The organism is Acetobacter sp. P1H12_c (assembly GCF_018811975.1).
GTDB lineage: Bacteria > Pseudomonadota > Alphaproteobacteria > Acetobacterales > Acetobacteraceae > Acetobacter > Acetobacter persici.
Genome location: NZ_JACRVR010000002.1, coordinates 1 through 17,467 on the forward strand (window position 1 = coordinate 1; position 17,467 = coordinate 17,467).

General features: G+C 57.7%; 19 protein-coding genes and 1 tRNA gene. 17 read left to right on the top strand and 3 right to left on the bottom strand.

Going from position 1 to position 17,467, the window contains the following annotated elements; translation table 11 throughout:
- The 7 genes from KP699_RS02595 to KP699_RS02625 all read left to right on the top strand — a co-directional run.
- The coding region (locus tag KP699_RS02595) for a hypothetical protein (RefSeq protein WP_215761525.1) at positions 1-598 on the top strand (598 nt) is incomplete at its 5' end.
- 13 nt (positions 599-611) lie between these two features.
- Positions 612-899: a hypothetical protein gene (locus KP699_RS02600; protein WP_215761526.1), complete on the top strand. Its 288-nt coding sequence runs from the start codon at positions 612-614 to the stop codon at positions 897-899.
- The gene (locus KP699_RS02605; RefSeq protein WP_215761527.1) at positions 896-1,378 is read left to right on the top strand and encodes a hypothetical protein; all 483 of its coding nucleotides are present in this window, start codon (positions 896-898) and stop codon (positions 1,376-1,378) included. Before KP699_RS02600 ends, KP699_RS02605 begins: the two co-directional genes overlap by 4 nt.
- A 1-nt stretch (position 1,379) precedes the next feature.
- A complete protein-coding gene (locus KP699_RS02610; RefSeq protein WP_215761528.1) occupies positions 1,380-1,634 on the top strand; it encodes a hypothetical protein in 255 nt (84 codons plus the stop codon).
- A 12-nt stretch (positions 1,635-1,646) separates the two neighbouring features.
- Positions 1,647-1,940: a hypothetical protein gene (locus KP699_RS02615; RefSeq protein ID WP_215761529.1), complete on the top strand. Its 294-nt coding sequence runs from the start codon at positions 1,647-1,649 to the stop codon at positions 1,938-1,940.
- Positions 1,937-2,170, top strand: a complete 234-nt coding sequence (locus KP699_RS02620) for a hypothetical protein (protein ID WP_215761530.1) — start codon at positions 1,937-1,939, stop codon at positions 2,168-2,170. Before KP699_RS02615 ends, KP699_RS02620 begins: the two co-directional genes overlap by 4 nt.
- A gap of 19 nt (positions 2,171-2,189) precedes the next feature.
- Complete coding sequence (locus tag KP699_RS02625) at positions 2,190-2,408, top strand: hypothetical protein (RefSeq protein WP_215761531.1); 219 nt, start codon at positions 2,190-2,192, stop codon at positions 2,406-2,408.
- 523 nt (positions 2,409-2,931) lie between these two features.
- Here the strand turns inward: KP699_RS02625 and KP699_RS02630 are convergent.
- The 3 genes from KP699_RS02630 to KP699_RS02640 all read right to left on the bottom strand — a co-directional run bounded on the left by KP699_RS02630 (position 2,932) and on the right by KP699_RS02640 (position 5,689).
- Positions 2,932-3,006 (bottom strand) — tRNA-Val (locus KP699_RS02630).
- 56 nt (positions 3,007-3,062) lie between these two features.
- On the bottom strand, positions 3,063-4,883 hold the full coding sequence (locus KP699_RS02635) for an ABC-F family ATP-binding cassette domain-containing protein (protein WP_215761532.1): 1,821 nt from the start codon (positions 4,881-4,883) through the stop codon (positions 3,063-3,065).
- A gap of 44 nt (positions 4,884-4,927) precedes the next feature.
- Entirely contained in the window at positions 4,928-5,689 is a 762-nt protein-coding gene (locus KP699_RS02640; protein WP_025826940.1) for a response regulator, read from the bottom strand.
- Positions 5,690-5,757: 68 nt separating this feature from the next.
- On the opposite strand from KP699_RS02640, the gene KP699_RS02645 reads away from it, so the two are divergent.
- The 10 genes from KP699_RS02645 (at position 5,758) to glpD (ending at position 17,445) form a co-directional block, all read left to right on the top strand.
- Complete coding sequence (locus KP699_RS02645; RefSeq protein WP_308164796.1) at positions 5,758-6,336, top strand: sigma-70 family RNA polymerase sigma factor; 579 nt, start codon at positions 5,758-5,760, stop codon at positions 6,334-6,336.
- Positions 6,337-6,436: 100 nt separating this feature from the next.
- Positions 6,437-7,009, top strand: a complete 573-nt coding sequence (locus KP699_RS02650; protein ID WP_215761534.1) for a sigma-70 family RNA polymerase sigma factor — start codon at positions 6,437-6,439, stop codon at positions 7,007-7,009.
- Between the two features lie 141 nt (positions 7,010-7,150).
- Entirely contained in the window at positions 7,151-7,306 is a 156-nt protein-coding gene (locus KP699_RS02655) for a NepR family anti-sigma factor (RefSeq protein ID WP_256442288.1), read from the top strand.
- A gap of 106 nt (positions 7,307-7,412) precedes the next feature.
- Positions 7,413-9,083: a sensor histidine kinase gene (locus KP699_RS02660; RefSeq protein WP_212353822.1), complete on the top strand. Its 1,671-nt coding sequence runs from the start codon at positions 7,413-7,415 to the stop codon at positions 9,081-9,083.
- Positions 9,084-9,213: 130 nt separating this feature from the next.
- Positions 9,214-10,935, top strand: coding sequence for a thiol reductant ABC exporter subunit CydD (gene cydD / locus KP699_RS02665; protein ID WP_215761535.1), 1,722 nt, complete (start codon positions 9,214-9,216; stop codon positions 10,933-10,935).
- A 1-nt stretch (position 10,936) separates the two neighbouring features.
- Positions 10,937-12,631, top strand: coding sequence for a thiol reductant ABC exporter subunit CydC (gene cydC / locus KP699_RS02670; RefSeq protein ID WP_215761536.1), 1,695 nt, complete (start codon positions 10,937-10,939; stop codon positions 12,629-12,631).
- A gap of 120 nt (positions 12,632-12,751) precedes the next feature.
- Positions 12,752-13,129 (top strand): OmpA family protein, encoded by a 378-nt coding sequence (locus tag KP699_RS02675; RefSeq protein WP_025826929.1) that lies wholly within the window; start codon positions 12,752-12,754, stop codon positions 13,127-13,129.
- 6 nt (positions 13,130-13,135) lie between these two features.
- On the top strand, positions 13,136-15,025 hold the full coding sequence (gene recQ / locus KP699_RS02680) for a DNA helicase RecQ (RefSeq protein ID WP_215761537.1): 1,890 nt from the start codon (positions 13,136-13,138) through the stop codon (positions 15,023-15,025).
- Position 15,026: 1 nt separating this feature from the next.
- Positions 15,027-15,830 (top strand): DeoR/GlpR family DNA-binding transcription regulator, encoded by an 804-nt coding sequence (locus KP699_RS02685; protein WP_215761538.1) that lies wholly within the window; start codon positions 15,027-15,029, stop codon positions 15,828-15,830.
- 94 nt (positions 15,831-15,924) lie between these two features.
- Positions 15,925-17,445: a glycerol-3-phosphate dehydrogenase gene (gene glpD, locus KP699_RS02690; protein ID WP_086655176.1), complete on the top strand. Its 1,521-nt coding sequence runs from the start codon at positions 15,925-15,927 to the stop codon at positions 17,443-17,445.
- The last annotated feature ends 22 nt before the right edge of the window (positions 17,446-17,467 follow it).

The following is a 17,467-nucleotide window of genomic DNA, read 5'->3' on the forward strand; positions in this document are numbered from 1 at the left end:
TCAGACTGATAACATGGTGTCGCAGTCGTGTGGCAATTGGGACTACTATCGGTTTCAAGACGCGTATGACGGCATAATTTACAAGCTCCCTTACCTCAGCTTTGATCGAATAGCCGGTCGCGTTGGAATCAACCGCCCTGATCCCAAGACGAGCCTCCATGTGGTCGGTCAGTCTCTGTTCGCCACGGCTTCAAAATTTGACGCATACAGCCTGCGGTTTAATGCTGCTGTAGCTATCAATGTTTTGCCCGGAGGCGCAGTAACGGGAAACTTTGGATCAACCACACAAAACTCACTGTTTTATTGGTATGGCATTGGGAAAAATGCCCTACTCTGCAACTGGACTGCCGCCAATCAGATCCAGTTTGTAGATGTCAATGCCAACAGCGCGACACTGACCATGGACATGGACGGTTCGCAGCGCGTCAAAATCGAAAAATTATTTGGGCTTCCGTCACTAACCAAATCGGAAATTTTAGTGCTACCGGGTGAGGATGGCGATTGTGTGATGTGCTCCGATCTAGGCGTGCCAGTTGTTTATTCTGCGGTCAACACGGGCTGGTTTCCGCTGACTGTTGGCGCAAAAATTAGCGCATAATCCGGAAAAACTGATGACAGAAACACAGAGCAGCGGAAACGTCGCGGCTGATGGTGGCCTCATGCCCAGTTATATGACGCGAGCCGAAGGTTCGGAAATTCGACGTCAGCAGCAGATCACGAATGAGCGTCTGGCCATTGTTGAGCATGAGCAGCAGGGCCAGAAAACGACACTGGCTGAAATCCTTGCGGAAGTTCGCAAAGGCCAGTCTGTGCGCGCCATGTTCATTGCTGGCGGGTCCGGCCTCGGCGGTGGAGTGGCGGCTGGAGTTGCTTACTTCCTCCACTGGATCACCCAATGAGCGGCCTCTATCTCCCGCACGTCCGGGATCTATGGGTCCGGCCAGCGCTGGCAGCACTCCCCCAGGAGCTGAATACGCTTCCCCGCATGCAGGGCGTGCTGGGGATTGGCAACAAGGAGAGCGGTTACCGCTACCTGGCCCAGACAAACCCGGCTGAAACCGCCAAAGGATTTTGGCAGATGGAGGCCGCCACGCATGACGATATGTGGCGCAATTTTATCCGATATCGGCCCGACATTCAGGCGGCACTTTTGCGCATCCTGAATGGAGCCAAGCCAGATGCGGCCCGTCTGGTGGATATGCCGGTCTATGCGGCTGCCATGTGCGCGGTCCACATCTACCGCTCCAAGGATGCACTGCCCGCGGCAAATGATGCCGTTGCGTGGGCCGGGTTTTGGAAGCGCAATTACAACACCGAGAGCGGCGCGGGCATTGCGGCTGAGGCCGTCCCGTATTTCCGCGAGGCCATGGAGGCCTGACATGGACGTTACGACGCTCCTCACATCCCTTTTCAGTTACGTTCTGCCCATGCTCCCGGCTCAGCGGGCGGCTGCGGCAAGCGTGATTGGCTCATTCGTGGTCAGCACCTGTGCGCTGGCTGCGTATTTCTGGCCCCGGCCCAAGGACGGCAGCAAATGGCTCCCCCTTTATCAGGCCATCAACAAGCTGGGCCTGAACGGCAAGCATGCGGTCAATGCCGATGATGCCGCAGTGAAAACCACCCCCAAAAATTGACTGGAACCCAACATGACGACAGTTGCCACAAACTCCCACGCCATCTCCCCGCTTGTCACCGCGGGTGAGGATCTGTTTGCCACGCTAAGCGGCAAGCCGCTGAGTGATAACGCCACCAAGATCAGCACGGGCGTCACGTCTCTGCTTGACGGCCTGTTCCCGGCGCTGGCTCAGAAAGTGAGCTTCGATCTGGACGGCGTGCTGACCGGCTCCACGGAAGTCCTGACCGGCCTCAATACCGCCATCAGCGCGGCCAAGGCCAAGCCGGACGTTGCTCAGACCGCAGCCATCACCGGCGGCGCGTGACGGCTTATCTCTGGTGGGGGCTGGCAGTCGGTACGATTGCCGCCCTCATCTGGCTTGTGGCCTACGCGACCAAAGCAGGCCGCAATGCCCAGAGCGTGCAGACTAGCCAACACGCAGCAGAGGATGCCGCGATTGAAGCGGGCGTGCAGGCCAATATGGCTAAGGCGCAGGCCGATGGGCCGCAGGATAAGGACCAGCTTCTGGCGCGGCTGGATAACGGGACGGGGTGAGTCGCGAATGAGACAGAAAATGCTTTATTTGGCAGTTTTCTGCCTGTTTATGGTGAGTTGTTCAGCCCCAACCCTCAAGCCGATCTGCCCCCAGATCGTACCGTGGTCCGCTGAGTTTCAGCATCAGGCGGCGGCAGAGATACGAGCCAATCCCGGCCTCGTCGCGCTGCCGGAGATTGCCCGGCAGGATGTGATTTTGCGGGATCAGGTGAGGGCATGCCGGAAGGCGGCGCAATAACTGAGCGTCACTGAGGATTGTTATTGCGCCGGGGGCATCGTAACTGCGGATGAACTGTTGGGGAATATCCAATGGTTGACGGGCTTCCACCGTCTGCCTGCGTCCTGAGTTGTCGCAGTCTCCGCACCTCACAGTGCGATGCGGTGTGGCATGTAGTGTGACCGGATTTTAACCGGCATTTTGCAGCCTCCAGCCGCATGTCCTCGCATTTAGACGACACTCTACAAGATACGCTGCGGGCCGGGCTTGATACCGGCTTTCTTTGCGAACGGAGAGCTTTCCTAGGCCGCTGAATAACAGACTGAGCCGGTAAGTTCCGGCGTGTCCATCCACGCCGCCGCAGCCCCGTGAACATAGTACGGGTTGGGGTGGGGTACAAGCAAAAAGGAATCGGGAAAAGTGGCACGGATTTGGCACGGATTTACATGTGCCAAGGCGCACTACTGCGTACCGGATCGGACCAATATGAATTTTGAGAATAACCGGGAACCACGTAAAACCCGCAGAAAACTGCCATTTATCGTGGTGGGTGCGACAGGGATTGAACCTGTGACCCCCGCCGTGTGAAGGCGATGCTCTACCGCTGAGCTACGCACCCGGTTTGTGGGGTTCCTATTAGCCGAGCCCTGCGGGCTTGGCAAGCCGGGAAAAGAATTAATTTTCTCCGGCTGCCAGACTTTCCCGCTTCATCTCCAGCTCAAGCCATTTTTCTTCAGATTCAACGAGTTTCTCCTCAATCTTCTGAAGGTCAGCACTGTATTTCTGGAACAGTTTTGGATCGCGGCTGTAGAGACCGGAATCTGCCAGTCTGGTGCGCAGGGTTTCAGCCTCACGCTCCAGCTTTTCCATCTCTTTTGGAAGATTATCCAGTGCGAACTGGTCTTTATAACTCAGCTTTTTCGTGTTTGAGCGGTTCGTACCCGCTGTCTCTTTGGGCGGTGAAACACGCACAACGGGCTTTTCGGAAGACAGGGCTTCTTCCACCGTGCCGTTCTTCTGGATCAGCATGTCACTGTATCCACCGGCATAATCGGTCCAGATGCCGTCGCCGTCCGTAGTCAGGACCGAGGTCGCAACACGGTCCAGAAAATCACGATCATGGCTGACCAGAAGCACTGTGCCATCATAGCTTGCCAGCATTTCCTGAAGCAGATCGAGCGTTTCCAGATCCAGATCGTTCGTTGGTTCATCCAGAACCAGAAGATTGGAGGGCTGCGCCAGTGCGCAGGCCAGCATTAAGCGCCCGCGCTCTCCACCGGAGAGAACGCCAACAGGGGTCCGAGCCTGTTCAGGCTTGAAAAGGAAATCCTTCATATAGCCGATGACATGGCGCTTCTCAGTGCCAACCTGCACCATGTCACCACCACCGCCGGTCAGGGTGTCGGCAAGCGTTTTATCAGGGTCCAGGGTACGGCGCTGCTGGTCCAGGGTAACCATTGAAAGGGATGGACCCAGAGCAATTGTGCCACTGTCCGGCTGATCCTGCCCGACCAGAAGACGCAGCAAGGTGGTTTTGCCCGCGCCGTTCGCACCGACAATAGCGAGCCTGTCTCCCCGGAGCACACGCAGGTCCAGATCCCGGACAATGCAGCGCTCACCCCATGATTTGCTGATATTTTCTGCAACAGCAACAAGCCGGCTGGAGGTCGAGGCACTCTGTGCCGTAAGCGTGACGCTCCCCTGCACACGCACGGCGTCCCGCCGGGCTGCCCGCAGCGCCGCCAGTTCCCCTACACGGCGCACATTCCGCTTCCGGCGGGCTGTTACGCCATACCGCATCCAGTCTTCTTCCCGCGCGATCTGGCGGTCGAGTTTATGGGCGTCGCGCTCTTCCTGCTCGAGCACTTCTTCACGCCATGCTTCAAAACGGCTGAAGCCCTGATCAAGGCGCCGCGTCATCCCGCGATCCAGCCAGACAACGGAGCGGGAGAGGGTGGAAAGCAGCCGCCTGTCATGGCTGATAATAACCATGGCACAGTTCAGGCTGAGAAGTTCCTGCTCCAGCCACTCAATGGTGGGCATATCCAGATGGTTGGTCGGCTCATCCAGCAGCAGAATATCTGGCGCATAGGCCAGTGCTCCGGCAATCGCACAGCGCCGCGCTTCCCCGCCGGACACTGTGGCCGGATTTTCTTTTCCGGTCAGCCCCAGCGCATCCAGCATAGCCGCAGCGCGCCATTCTGAAGATGGGTCCGTAATCTGCGCCAGCACATAGTCCGCCGTTGTAGCGTAGCCGGAAAGATCCGGCTCCTGCGGCAGATAACGCAGACTGGCTCCGGGCTGTAGAAACAGTGTCCCGGAATCAGGCTGAATAACGCCTGCTGCAATTTTCAGAAGGGTTGATTTGCCGGACCCGTTGCGGCCGACCAGACAAAGCCTCTCGCCGGCTGATACGGAAAAACCTGCCTTATCAAGCAGAGGATTTCCACCAAGCGTGAGAGTAATGTCCTGAAGGAGAAGGAGAGGGGGAGCCATTCCCTGTTTCTGTGGCAGAGTGGGAGCGGGCGCAAGAGGCTATCTTACGCGACAGTTCCCTTTGAGCGGGCAAGAGCCTGATTGCTGACAGCCTGATAGGTCGCAACAGCGAGTGTGAGGGGTTCAAAAGGCTTGGTAATGACGAAGCTCGGCTCGGACGTCTCTCCCGTCAGCAGGCGCTCAGGATATGCCGTAACATAGATAACCGGGGCGGAATGAGTTTTGGTGATTTCCGCCACGGCGCGCATGCCATCCCCACCCGCACCAAGATTGATATCCGCCAGAATCAGACCGGGGCGTGTTTCCTGCGCCAGGCGAATGGCATCAGCCTGTGTATGAGCCACCCCGGCGATCCTGTGCCCGCATTGCAGAACAAGATCTTCAATATCCATGGCGATAATCGGCTCGTCCTCAATAATCAGGACGGATGTCTGAATACCGGTCTTGAGGTAGGCGTGCGCCTTTTCAAGCTCTTCAGAGGCATCCTGAGCCGGGAGTTCGACAATTCTGGCCGCCATATCGAGTGAGACTTCTTCCAGCGTCGTCAGCAGAAGAAGCTGGCGCTGCTTTACAGAAAGTCCGTGCTCCGGGCCATCATTCTCAGGCTGCGCCGCGAAATGTCTAGAAATCGCCTGATAAAGCCTGCAAAGAGAAGGCAGGTCATCTGTGGGGCGGCTTGTTGTGAGCGTCCGCAGACTTTCCGCGACAAGAAGATCTCCACGGGGCTGGCTCCCTGTCAGTGCGCGGGCATAACGCCTGCCGTAGGGTAACGCCTGAATTAAAGCGCTGCGCAGCGACTCTGGCATGACAAGGCTCCTTCGCATGGAGTAGGGCTTAGATAAAGCACGACCGTAACGATGACATGTGTCATTGTTTGCAGAAAAGGGGAAGTGTTCTGATTGGCAACCGACAACATTCTGACAATGTTGCCACGACATCGTTCTCTCGCACAGAGCTGTTAGCGTTAGTTCCGTCGCTGCGTGCATTTTCTCGTTTTCTGGCAAGAGATACCGCTCTGGCGGATGATCTGGTGCAGGAAACCCTCGTGCGTGCGCTTAGCAAGGCCGAGCAGTTTGAACCCGGCACCAATCTAAGGGCGTGGCTTTTCTCAATTCTGAGAAACTTTTTTCTGGAGCAGACACGGCGGAACACGCGGGAAAAAGAAATCCTGAGTGATTATGCCTCCAGCCCGGACAGAGTAACACAAAGCCGCTCCCCCACGCAGGAACGCGAGACCATCCGGGAACTGGATCACTTTTTGTGGACGCTCTCCCCCCTGCTACGTGAAGCGCTGGTACTAATTGGCGCACAGGAAATGTCCTACGAGGATGCGGCCATGGTGTGCGGCGTGACGGTCGGCACGATGAAGGTACGCGTCTCCCGCGCACGGGCACAGCTTCAGGTCCTGCTGGAAGCCCCGGATGCGCCAGAAGAGCCTTCCGCCACCTGCTAAAAAACGATCGACGAAATTTTTTTTTCAAAAAAGCATGTAACCTTTTCCTGCCGCCGTTCATTCACCCTGCAAGATAAGCAAAAAGGCAGGGACAAAGATCATGACACCGTCATTCCACGATCAGGTTATCGCTATCCTCCCTAAACTGCGCGTTCAGGCTCTCGCTCTCACGCGCAATCGCGCAGCAGCGGAAGATCTGGTGCAGGACGCCGTTTGCAACGCTCTGGCCGCCCAGAACAGCTTTGCGCCGGGCACTAATTTTGCCGCATGGATGCATCGTATTCTGCGGAACCGCTTTATTTCCGATCTCCGCAAAAAGCGTGACACGACAGATATTGATGATATGCCCGCATCCTTTCTGGCGACCAACGCGCCTCATGAGGACCGGATTGTTCTGAAAGATCTGGACGCAGCCCTTGCACGGCTGCCAGACGACCAGCGGGAAGCTCTTGTTCTGGGTGTGCTCGAAGGAATGAGCTATCAGGAACTGGCTGAGGTTGCCGGATGCGCTGTCGGGACCGCCAAAAGTCGTGTATTCCGTGCAAGACGCCAGCTTGAAGCCTGGATGCTGGGTGAAGAGCATGTGGGGAATGAACGCCTTAAAGCGCAGGCTGCGACATTGTGCCGCAAGCTGAGCCAGCAGGACAGCCAGGACTCTTCCAGAGCTGTCTGACAACAGGATAATGTGGGCCTGACCCCACAGAGAGAAGTGGAAGAGACTGAGCGGGCTTGGGCATGTCAGATGATGATTTACGCGGACGATGTGACCTTACCATCCGGCCGGGTGTTACAATGCCGCCAGATGGACAAGACCATGGATAAAAAGCCACGAGAAAAACCAGAGAAAACGTCTGATCAGGCGTTTGATCTCTGGTTGAAACGCGGGCTGCATCAGCTTTTTGATGACGTGGCGAATGAGCCCATCCCTGAAGAATTGCTGAGGCTGATTGAAGAAGATCGCGGAGAATAACTCTGAGCAGCAGCGCAGGGGAGGGCGACGATGGTATTCACTCCGTTACGCCTTTCTCTCGCTGCTCTCCGGGTTCGGCCATATTTTCGCAACCACCAGCGCGCGGATGCGCGTACTGATCTGCCTTTCGGGTATCCCGGTTCTGGCGGTCAGCACCATTCTGGCCCTTCATAATTATAACGAACTGATGGTTGGCAGCGCACAGCGCGCCGCTATAGCCATTGCACGCCTTGATCTCCAGTTTCGCCATGATACGGACCGTCTGCGCAGCGCGCTTGAAACAATCGGCGGGATGGGACTGACCCCTGAGCAAATTGGTCACGCTCTCCGACTGGCGGAGACCATGAGCGGCCAGCGTTATTGTTTTATGGGTGTGCTTGATAGCGACGGACGGGTGATCCAGACCATCACACCGCCGGGCAGCAGTTGCCAGAATATGGGTATTACAGAGCCGCCTCCCTCTTTTCAGGGAACGCTTCTGGAAGCTGTGCAGGAAGATGGAAACCCGGATTCCAAAGGGTCCTTCCTCCGCATTACCGTTCCGGCCATCTTTCTTTCAATTCCCGAAACCCGCGGCTATCTGGTTGGCATATTACAGCTTTCCCGAAAGGCCGCTTATCTGGCCAACAGTGCCGGGTGGCAGGCTTTTTCTGATGAAAGCAACCCCTTACAGGCTTGGCTGATCAATCAGGACGGATCGCTGTCTTCTGTCTGCACGGACTGCCGATGGGCCCCACCGGCACCGGCTATGGTGCATCAGCTACAACGGAAACTTGATGCCAGCGAAGGGTCAATTGTCTCCATGCCCACGTCTGAGGGGGGATATGCTTTAGGGGCCATTGCGGGCGGAGCGGATATACTCGTTGTCACGCAGCGGACACCGCGGGAGGCCGATGCCCTGCGGACTATGGTGCTGGAAATCTCGGCGCTAATGATTCTTCTGGTGGCTGGGCTGATCGGGGTCACACTGGCTGCAAATATTGTTCTGGTTATGCCCCTTCGCCGCCTGACCTATTCCGTGCAGAAATGGCAGATGGAAGGGGTCTTTGATGCCCGCATTACCCGCTCCATGCCGCTGGAACTGCAACGCCTCGGGCAGGCTTTTACCCGCGCGACACGCAGACTGAGCCGACATGAAGCACGCCTGAACAAGGCCATGGCGCATCAGGAACTTCTGATGCGCGAAATTCATCATCGTGTGAAAAACAACCTCCAGATTGTGGCCTCGTTGCTCAATTTGCAGGCCAGCCGCATTTCTCACCCCGAAGTGCGGGCGGAATTTGCTCTTGCGCGAGACAGGGTCCGGGCTTTGGCGACCCTGCATAAAACACTCTACGCGGAAGACCGGCTTGATAGTCTGGATATGGCCAGCTTTCTGAGAGAACTGTGTGAACAGACGCTGCATGTGGCCGGAGAGGGAGAGACTGACCGGATTACCCTCAGAGTTGAATCGGATGATTTCCGGATGAATCCGGATCAGGCCGTGCCTCTGGCGCTGATCATGACCGAAATTGTCACAAACTCCATAAAATATGCTTTCCCGGACGGGCGACGCGGGACCATTTCGGTCGAACTCCGCCTCGTGGACGGCATTGTCACCCTCACAATCGCGGATAATGGAATCGGATGTGATTTTGAGGATGAGACACCGGGCGAACGGCAGGGGATTGGCAGGAAACTGATCCGCGGCTTTGCAAGGCAGCTTAATGCCCAGCTCTTCAGAAACGGGGAAAACGGGACCATCTATAGATTTGTGTTTCCGTTGATCAGCGAGTGAAAAAATCAATTTTCAACGAAAAAACAGATCAGGTCCCTACACACCGGTATGGGCGCTATGCTCTGCCCGCAGTAGGGAGCGGCGTCGTTAGGTGTTTGCGTGATCGCCCGTCCGGTATAAATGCCTGTCTATGAGTGGTGACAAAGCAGCGATACGCGGCTGGACGCGGACACAGTCGCGTCTGGGGCGTCAGGCAGCGCGGCCTGTGATAATTTTTGGGCTGCTATCCAGTCTGCTGGGTGTCGGGCAGGCATGGTGTGTGGCAACCGTTCTCGGGCACGCCCTCATGGGTCTTGTTCCGGGGGTGCCTGCGTCAAACCTGCCTGTATGGCCTGTTTTCGCCTTTGCCGGGCTAGCGCTCCTTCGTGCCCTTATTATGGCATTGAGTGACACATCTGCCGCAAAAGCCGGAATAGACGCCCGCCGCAGATTGCGCGGGGAGGTTCTGACCTCAATCCTGACAGGAGGTCCGGCGCTGCTCCGTAAGACTCATAGCGGAGAACTGGCGACGATCGCCGTGGATCGTGTGGAAGCACTGGATGGTTTTTTTGCCCGCTGGGTTCCGGCGTCCGCCCTCTGGATTGCTGCGCCTATCCTGATTTTGCTGCCTGTCGCGTTTATTCAGCCGCGCGCCGCTCTAGTGCTCGGGCTGTGTGGCGCAACAGTCCCGGTTGGGCAGGCTGTGTTTGGCATTGGGGCCGCCGTTGCATCCCGCAATCAGTTTCTGGCCATGACACGCCTTCAGGCCCGCTTTCTGGACCGCGTGAAGGGCATTGCCACCATTGTTCTGGCAGGCCGTGCCGAGGATGAAACGCAACGACTGGGGCAGGCCGCAGAAGAACTCCGGCAGCGCACCATGAAAATTCTTCGCGTGGCATTTCTGTCCTCCGCCTCCATTGACTGCGCCATGGTCGTCGCTCTGGTTCTGGTCGCTGTCATGGACGGCAGGCAGGCGATGCTGCTGCTTGCTAACGGTCCGTCTTCTGCTCTGACTTACACGCTGACAAGCGGCCTGTTTGTTTTGCTACTCATTCCGGAATTTTTTGCGCCTCTGCGTGCGCTGGCTCTGGCGTATCAGGACCGTGCGCATGCACAGGGGGCTGCAACGGCCATTCTGGATCTGCCTGAAGCTCTGCCGCGCCCGTCACCAGAGGGTGCCCGGACCGTCAATGCCTCAGGCGTCATGATTTCTCTCGAAGACGTCAGCTTCACCTGGGACCCGGCTCGCGGGCCTGCGCTGGACCATGTGAGCTTTTCCGTGCCTGCCGGAGAAACGCTTATTCTCGCTGGTCCGTCCGGTTCCGGCAAATCGACGATCATGGAACTCCTGCTGGGCTTTATTCAGCCCGACAGCGGAAGCGTGCGCCTGAACGGAGCGCCGCTAGACAGCATTGTTCCTGATGCCTTGTCCCGGATGATTTCATGGATCGGTCAGAAACCTGTTCTGTTTGCAGGCACGCTGAAAGAGAACATTCTGTTCGCCCGCCCTGATGCGGATGACGCTGACCTGCTCGCTGCGGTCAAAGCCGCGGCAGTTGACCAGTTCCTGCCGTCTCTGCCGGATGGTCTGGAAACGCGGATTGGGGAAGGGGGCTTTGGTCTGTCCGGTGGACAGGCGCAGCGGATTGCAATTGCACGCGCCTATCTGAAAAACGCCCCCATCCTGCTGCTGGATGAACCAACGGCCCATCTGGACCCCGCAACAGAAAAAAGCGTTTTTGAAAGCCTGCAACGTCTGGCCTTGCGCCGGACTGTTGTACTCGCCACCCATTCCGCTGCTGTGCATATGTTTAACGGTCGGCGTGTGGACCTTAATCTGGGGCGGGTTGTGACACGGCAGGGAGCCGCGTGAGATGAACATATCCGACCAGAAAGAAGCCGGCACGCCCGCTCTGACTGATTGTCAGGCCGTTCTGCGTATTCTGGGCCTCTGGCGCAGACAGGCTCCACGGCTGATTATCGGCGTCATGCTGGCTCTGATTGCCCTTTGTCTGGGCCTTGTGCTGATGCAGGCTTCAGGGCTCCGTCTGGCCAGCAGCATTCTGGGTGAGGTGGTGATCACTACTGCTCTGTTACGCTGGGTCGGCGGTGGCCGGGTTGTTCTGCGCTATGCAGAACGGCTTTTTGCGCATGATGCCATGTTCCGTGCGCTGGCGGACCTGCGTGTCTGGTTTTTCCATTCTCTGGCACAGGGGGCGGCTGCGGGCTTAGGGTTCCGGCGGGCGGGCGATATGCTCTCTCGCCTTGTGTCGGACATTGGTACGCTGGATGGGCTGTATCTGCGTATTTTTGTTCCCTTTGTCTGTGCCTGCCTGACTCTGCCCATTCTGGTCGTTCAACTGGGCCACCAGAGCATTGTGCTGGGCGTGGCGGTAGGGCTGCTCTTTGCCTGTTCCGCGTTTGGCGTGCCTTACCTGATTGCCCGCTCCGGCCGGGCAGAAGGGGAGCGTCTGGGGAAAAACCTCGCGGCCCTGCGTATTGGCGTGCTGGATCTGGTTGGTGGTTTGCGGGAAATACGCGCTTTTGGTGCAGAAGGGCGTATTCTCTCGCATGTGCAGGCTGATGACGCCGCTCTGCTCGCTGGCCAGATGCGGCTTGCGCGACGGGCCGCGTATGCCAACGCCTCCTCTTTTCTGTGTGGGCAGGCAGCAATCTTTCTGGTGCTTCTTGCTGCTGCCGGTGTGTTTGCTCTCCATCTTTCCCCGCTGGCCGTAGTCGGCAGCCTCTTCCTGACGGTTGCGTCTTTTGAGAGTGCCGCAACACTGACACGGGCAGGCTTGCAGGCCGGCGTGATGGGGGCTGCGGCGCAGCGCGTCGTGGAAGTTGCAGCCCATACCCCGGACAGCAAGCAGAGCGAGGCGCAGACTGAGGCTCCGGCCGGAACCGACATTCGTCTTGAAGGTGTAAAGTTCCGCTGGGCTCCCGATCGTCCCCTCGTGTTTGATGGGTTAACACTGGATATTCCCGCGGGCGCACGTATTGCCATCCTTGGCCCGTCAGGGGTTGGCAAATCCAGCCTTGCGGCTCTCCTGCTCAAGGCTGCCACGCCGGAAGCAGGCAGTATCACGCTTGGCGGAGAAGACATTTCCCATATCCGCGCGGACTCCCTGCGGCGGCGCATGGCGTGGTTATCTCAGGCCACGCATCTGTTTGACGACAGCATCCGGGCCAATCTGCTTCTTGGTCGCCCTGACTCGACAGAAGACGATCTGTGGAAAGCGCTTGAAGACGCTGCTGTAGCCGACGTGGTGAAGACGCTTCCGGACGGGCTGGACACATGGCTTGGTGAAGGCGGAATCAAACTGTCTGGCGGGCAGGGGCGACGCATCGCACTCGCCCGTACCCTTCTGACACAGGCTCCGATTCTGATTCTGGACGAGCCAGCCACCGGACTGGATGCGCAGACAGAGCAGGACTTCCTTCGTACGCTCAATACCGTCACAGAAGGCCGCACAGTCATTCTGATCGCGCACCGGCTGACCGGCGTGGAAACTCTGGACCGGATCTGGCGTCTTTCGGGCAGTGTCGCGACGGCCGCTGCCGCCTGAGCCATAGATTATGAGGCCAAAGCCTGAGCGGGGCGCGAAAAACGTTGGCGTCCGCACTGTTTTGCAGGCAGATTTGAAAAATTACTGTGAGCATTTTTTTGCTCTATTGGAGATAAATATATGCGCCGTCTGCTGCCTCTTCTCGGCCTTTCCGTCCTCGCTGCGTGCGCGTCCCAGCCTGCACGCAAATATGTTGTCTTCTTTTCCAATCAGTCCGTAGAACTGAATGACACAGCCCGCAACGTCATTGCGGAAGCCGCGCGCAAAGCCCAGAACCATCCCGGCAGCATTGTGCAGGTTGAAGGCTACGCGGCCGCTGGCGGGGACCTGTCCGCCGATGCTCTGATCGCTATCCAGCGCGCGAAGCTGGTGGCGGAAACCCTGCATGAAGACGGTGTCTCTGGTGACCGCATTCGTCAGACTCCGCGCGCACCAAGCAGCGGGGAAGGCATGACCGTGGGCGCGCGTCGCGTGGAAATTGAGCTGGTCAGCCCCTGATTTTCTATGAGTGAAACGCAGACCGACAGAATACCCCCGGCTTCTGCTCTGGTGCGGGATACCGGGGGACGCGACCGGTTTGTAGGAACCAGCCCGAAAGACGTCCTGCACGCCGTTTTTGGTTTTCCGGATTTTCGGAGCTTGCAGGGGCAGGCCGTCGCGTGCGTCATGAAGGGCCGCGACGCACTGGTCCTGATGCCCACAGGCGGCGGTAAAAGCATTTGTTATCAGGTGCCAGCTCTGTGCCGACAGGGGATGGGGCTGGTCATTTCTCCGCTGATTGCCCTGATGGATGATCAGGTCGCGGGCTTGCGGCAGGTCGGCATCAACGCCGCCGCCCTTCATTCTGAACTGGAAGGCGATGAAGCCGCAAAAATCCGGTCTGATCTGGCTGCCGGGCGCGTTGATCTGTTATATGTGTCCCCCGAGCGGCTGCTTTCCCCCGGCACGCTGGAACGGCTGACACGGCAGCCTGTTTCTATTATTGCAATTGATGAAGCGCATTGTATTTCTGCGTGGGGCCATGAGTTCCGCCCGGAATATCGTGCGCTGGCGTCTCTCCCCAAACACTTTCCGAACGTCCCCCGGATTGCTCTGACCGCCACAGCGGATGAGCGCACCCGCGAAGATATTCTTACCGCACTGGACATGCCGGACGCTGAAGTTCTGGTCTCCAGCTTCCACCGTTCCAACCTCAATATCGCGGCTTTGCCCAAAGCCTCGGAAATGCGGCAACTCACGTCCGTTCTTGAACGGCACAGAGACGAAGCCTGCATTGTCTATTGTGGTAGCCGCGCCCGGACAGAGCGGATTGCTGCGGCGCTGCGGGATAAAGGCTGGACCGCTCTGGCATTTCACGCAGGGCTTTCCCCGATTGAAAAACGAGCAGCTTTACTGCGGTTCCGGTCCGGGGAGCCGATCGTCATTGTCGCTACCGTCGCGTTCGGGATGGGGATTGACCGCCCCGACGTTCGCGCGGTCATTCACCTTGATATGCCCGGCTCACCAGAGGCCTATTATCAGCAGATCGGGCGGGCAGGGCGTGATGGCCTGCCGTCTGAAACGGTGTTGCTGTATGGCGGGGAAGATATGGCGCGGGCGCGTTACTGGCTTGATCAGTCCTGCGCACCGGACAGCGAAAAACGTATTATGCGTAGCCGTCTGGAAGCAATGATCGCGCTAACCGAGACAACTGGCTGCCGCACACGCGCTCTGCTGCACTGTTTTGGGGAAACGCTGGAAGGCCCGTGTGGCCATTGCGATAACTGCCGTTATCCCGTTGTGACGTTTGATGGCACGGATGCAGCCAGAAAATTTCTCTCCACAGTTTATCGCACGGGAGAGAAATTCGGTGCACTGCATATCATTGCGGTTTTGCGTGGCAAAACGAACGAGGCCGTTGAACGCAATCATCACGAGACCCTCTCTGTCTGGGGGATCGGGAAGGATAAGAGCGAACAGTTCTGGCGTGGCGTCGGGCGGCAGCTTATTGCGCACGGCGCTTTGCGGAGTGAAGGGCAGTATAGCGGGCTTGCGCTTAATCAGGACGTCGCGCGGCCCATTCTGCGCGGAGAGGAGACTGTCAGTCTGCGGGCGGATGCCACGCAGGAGCTGGAAAAAGCGGCTGGCCGGGCACGCCCCTCGGAAACGCTGGCTGATTTACCCGAAGAGAAGCAGGCTTTGTTTGCAGCCCTGCGCCGCTGGCGACTGGATGAAGCACGGGAACAGGAAATTCCGCCTTATGTGATTTTCCATGATTCTGCCCTGCGTGACATCGCTCAGGAAACACCGGCATCTCTTGCGGAACTCGGAGAAGTAAAAGGCGTTGGGCGCTCGAAGCTGGAACGTTATGGAGAAGCGGTTCTGGCGGTGCTGAAAACCGCGCAGGGAGTCTGACATGGCCTCCGTAGAGGAAAGACGCGCCCTGATTCTGCAATTTGTGCAGCAGCAAGGGTATGTCGCCAATGAGGATCTGGCCAAAACCCTGCATGTGACCGTGCAGACCGTGCGGCGCGACGTCAACAGCATGGCGGCCGAAGGGATTGTGGCACGGCATCATGGGGGGGCCAGTGCCCTCACATTTGCAGAAAATATTGCCTATTCAGACCGCCAGATTCTGAACCTCTCCCAGAAAGACGCCATTGGGGAACGGGCTGCGGCGGCCATTCCGGATGGCGCATCTCTGTTTATCAATATCGGCACGACGACTGAAGCCTTTGCCCGCTCTCTGAGGACGCACAGAGCGTTGCGGGTCATTACCAATAATATTCACGTCGCGACTTTGCTGACCCCGGCACCGGAATGTAGCCTTGTGATTACAGGCGGCACCGTCAGACTGCGGGATGGCGGGATTGTGGGGCCAGCCGCTGCCGCGATGATTGAGCAGTACCGCGCTGATTTTGGGGTAATCGGCATCAGCGGCATTGATGAAGACGGCACATTGCTTGATTTTGATGTGGATGAAATTGCCGCGGCGCAGGCGATTATCAGGAACTCACGCACCGTATTCCTGCTGGCTGATCATACAAAATTTATGCGCAGACCCATGGCGCGGGTAGGGCATATTTCTGAAGTCAGCGCGTTCTATACAGATCAGGCTCCTCCTTCAGGCATCCGTACTATTCTGAAAGACGCAGGGGTTAGTTTGCACATCGCAAACGAAACAGGATTTTCGGAAAGGAAAACGAAAAAGAGCTTATGAGGCTGTTTCCGTCACATTAAAGCCATTGTTTTTGGTTTACGTTTTCGGATACGAATAAGGTCAGTATTCCTTCTTGGTGTCATTGGAAGAAAAAATGTCAGATTCCGCTCCCTCTTCTGCACAGCCCTATGATCTCCTGATCGTCGGTGGTGGCGTTAACGGCGCAGGGATCGCGCGTGACGCGGTTGGCCGGGGCGCGTCCGTTCTGCTTGTCGAGCAGGATGATCTGGCAAGCTATACCTCCTCTTCCAGCACCAAGCTGATTCACGGCGGGTTGCGCTATCTGGAATATTATGAATTCCGGCTGGTGCGCGAGGCGCTGACGGAACGGGAGCGCCTTCTGGCCATGGCGCCGCATATTATGTGGCCCATGCGTTTTGTGCTGCCTCATTCCAAGCTGGTGCGTCCGGCATGGATGCTGCGCGCAGGCCTGTTCCTGTATGACCACCTTGCCTCCAACATGACGCTCCCCAAATCCCGCGCTGTTGATTTCCGCACCCATTCTTCCGGTCGCCCGCTTAAACCGGAATATACGAAAGGCTTCGTCTATTCAGACGGCTGGGTGCAGGATAGCCGCCTTGTCGTGCTGAATGCGCTTGATGCGGCGGAGCGGGGCGCTGAAATCCGCACCCGGACGCGCCTGATCAAAGCGAACCGGGTCAATGGCCTGTGGGAGGCTGTTCTGGAAGACCGCGTCACCGGCAAAACCAGTTCGGTGCGTGCGCGTGCGCTGGTCAACGCAGCCGGACCGTGGGTAGCCAGACTGTTGTCTGAAACCCTGAATATTCCCAATTCCAAATCCGTCCGTCTGGTGAAGGGCAGCCACATTATTGTCCCGCGCGTGTTTGAGGGGCCGCAGGCGTATATCTTCCAGAACCCCGACAAACGTATTGTGTTCGCCATCCCGTATGAACAGAATTACACGCTGATCGGCACCACGGATATTCCGTGGAAGGAAGCGCCCGGCACCGTTGGCATCGCCCCGGATGAGGTGAGCTATCTGTGTGAAAGCGTAAACCGCTACTTCCAGACGCAGGTGCGGGAAAGCGATGTGGTCTGGAGCTATGCTGGCCTCCGTCCGCTTTATGACGATGCGTCGGCTAACGCCTCGGCCGTCACCCGTGATTATGTGCTTGATCTGGACACCACTGACGGCGCACCTCTGCTCTCCATCTTCGGCGGCAAGATCACTACGTACCGCAAGCTCGCAGAACATGCTCTGGAGAAACTAGCTCCCGTGCTGCCCGCGGTTGCAGGGGCAAGCTGGACCGCCAGCGAAGTTCTGCCCGGTGGTGACATCGGTGAGGGTGGTTTTGAAGGGGCACTGGCACGCCTGCGTCGCGCAGCGCCCTGGCTTTCAGAACAGCTTGCATGGCGCCTGATGCGCAACTATGGCAGTCGGGCTTACGAGATTCTTGGTGAATCCGGCTCCATGCAGGACATGGGCGAAATTCTGGGAGGCGATCTGACAACGCGTGAAGTTGATTACCTGATCACCAGAGAATGGGCCCGCGCACCAGAAGATGTCTTGTGGCGGCGTAGCAAGCTCGGCCTGCATCTGAACGAGGCCGAAAAAAGTGCAGTTGCCGACTATGTCAGGAAGAAGGTAGGCTGATTTTCTAACCACCAGACAACTC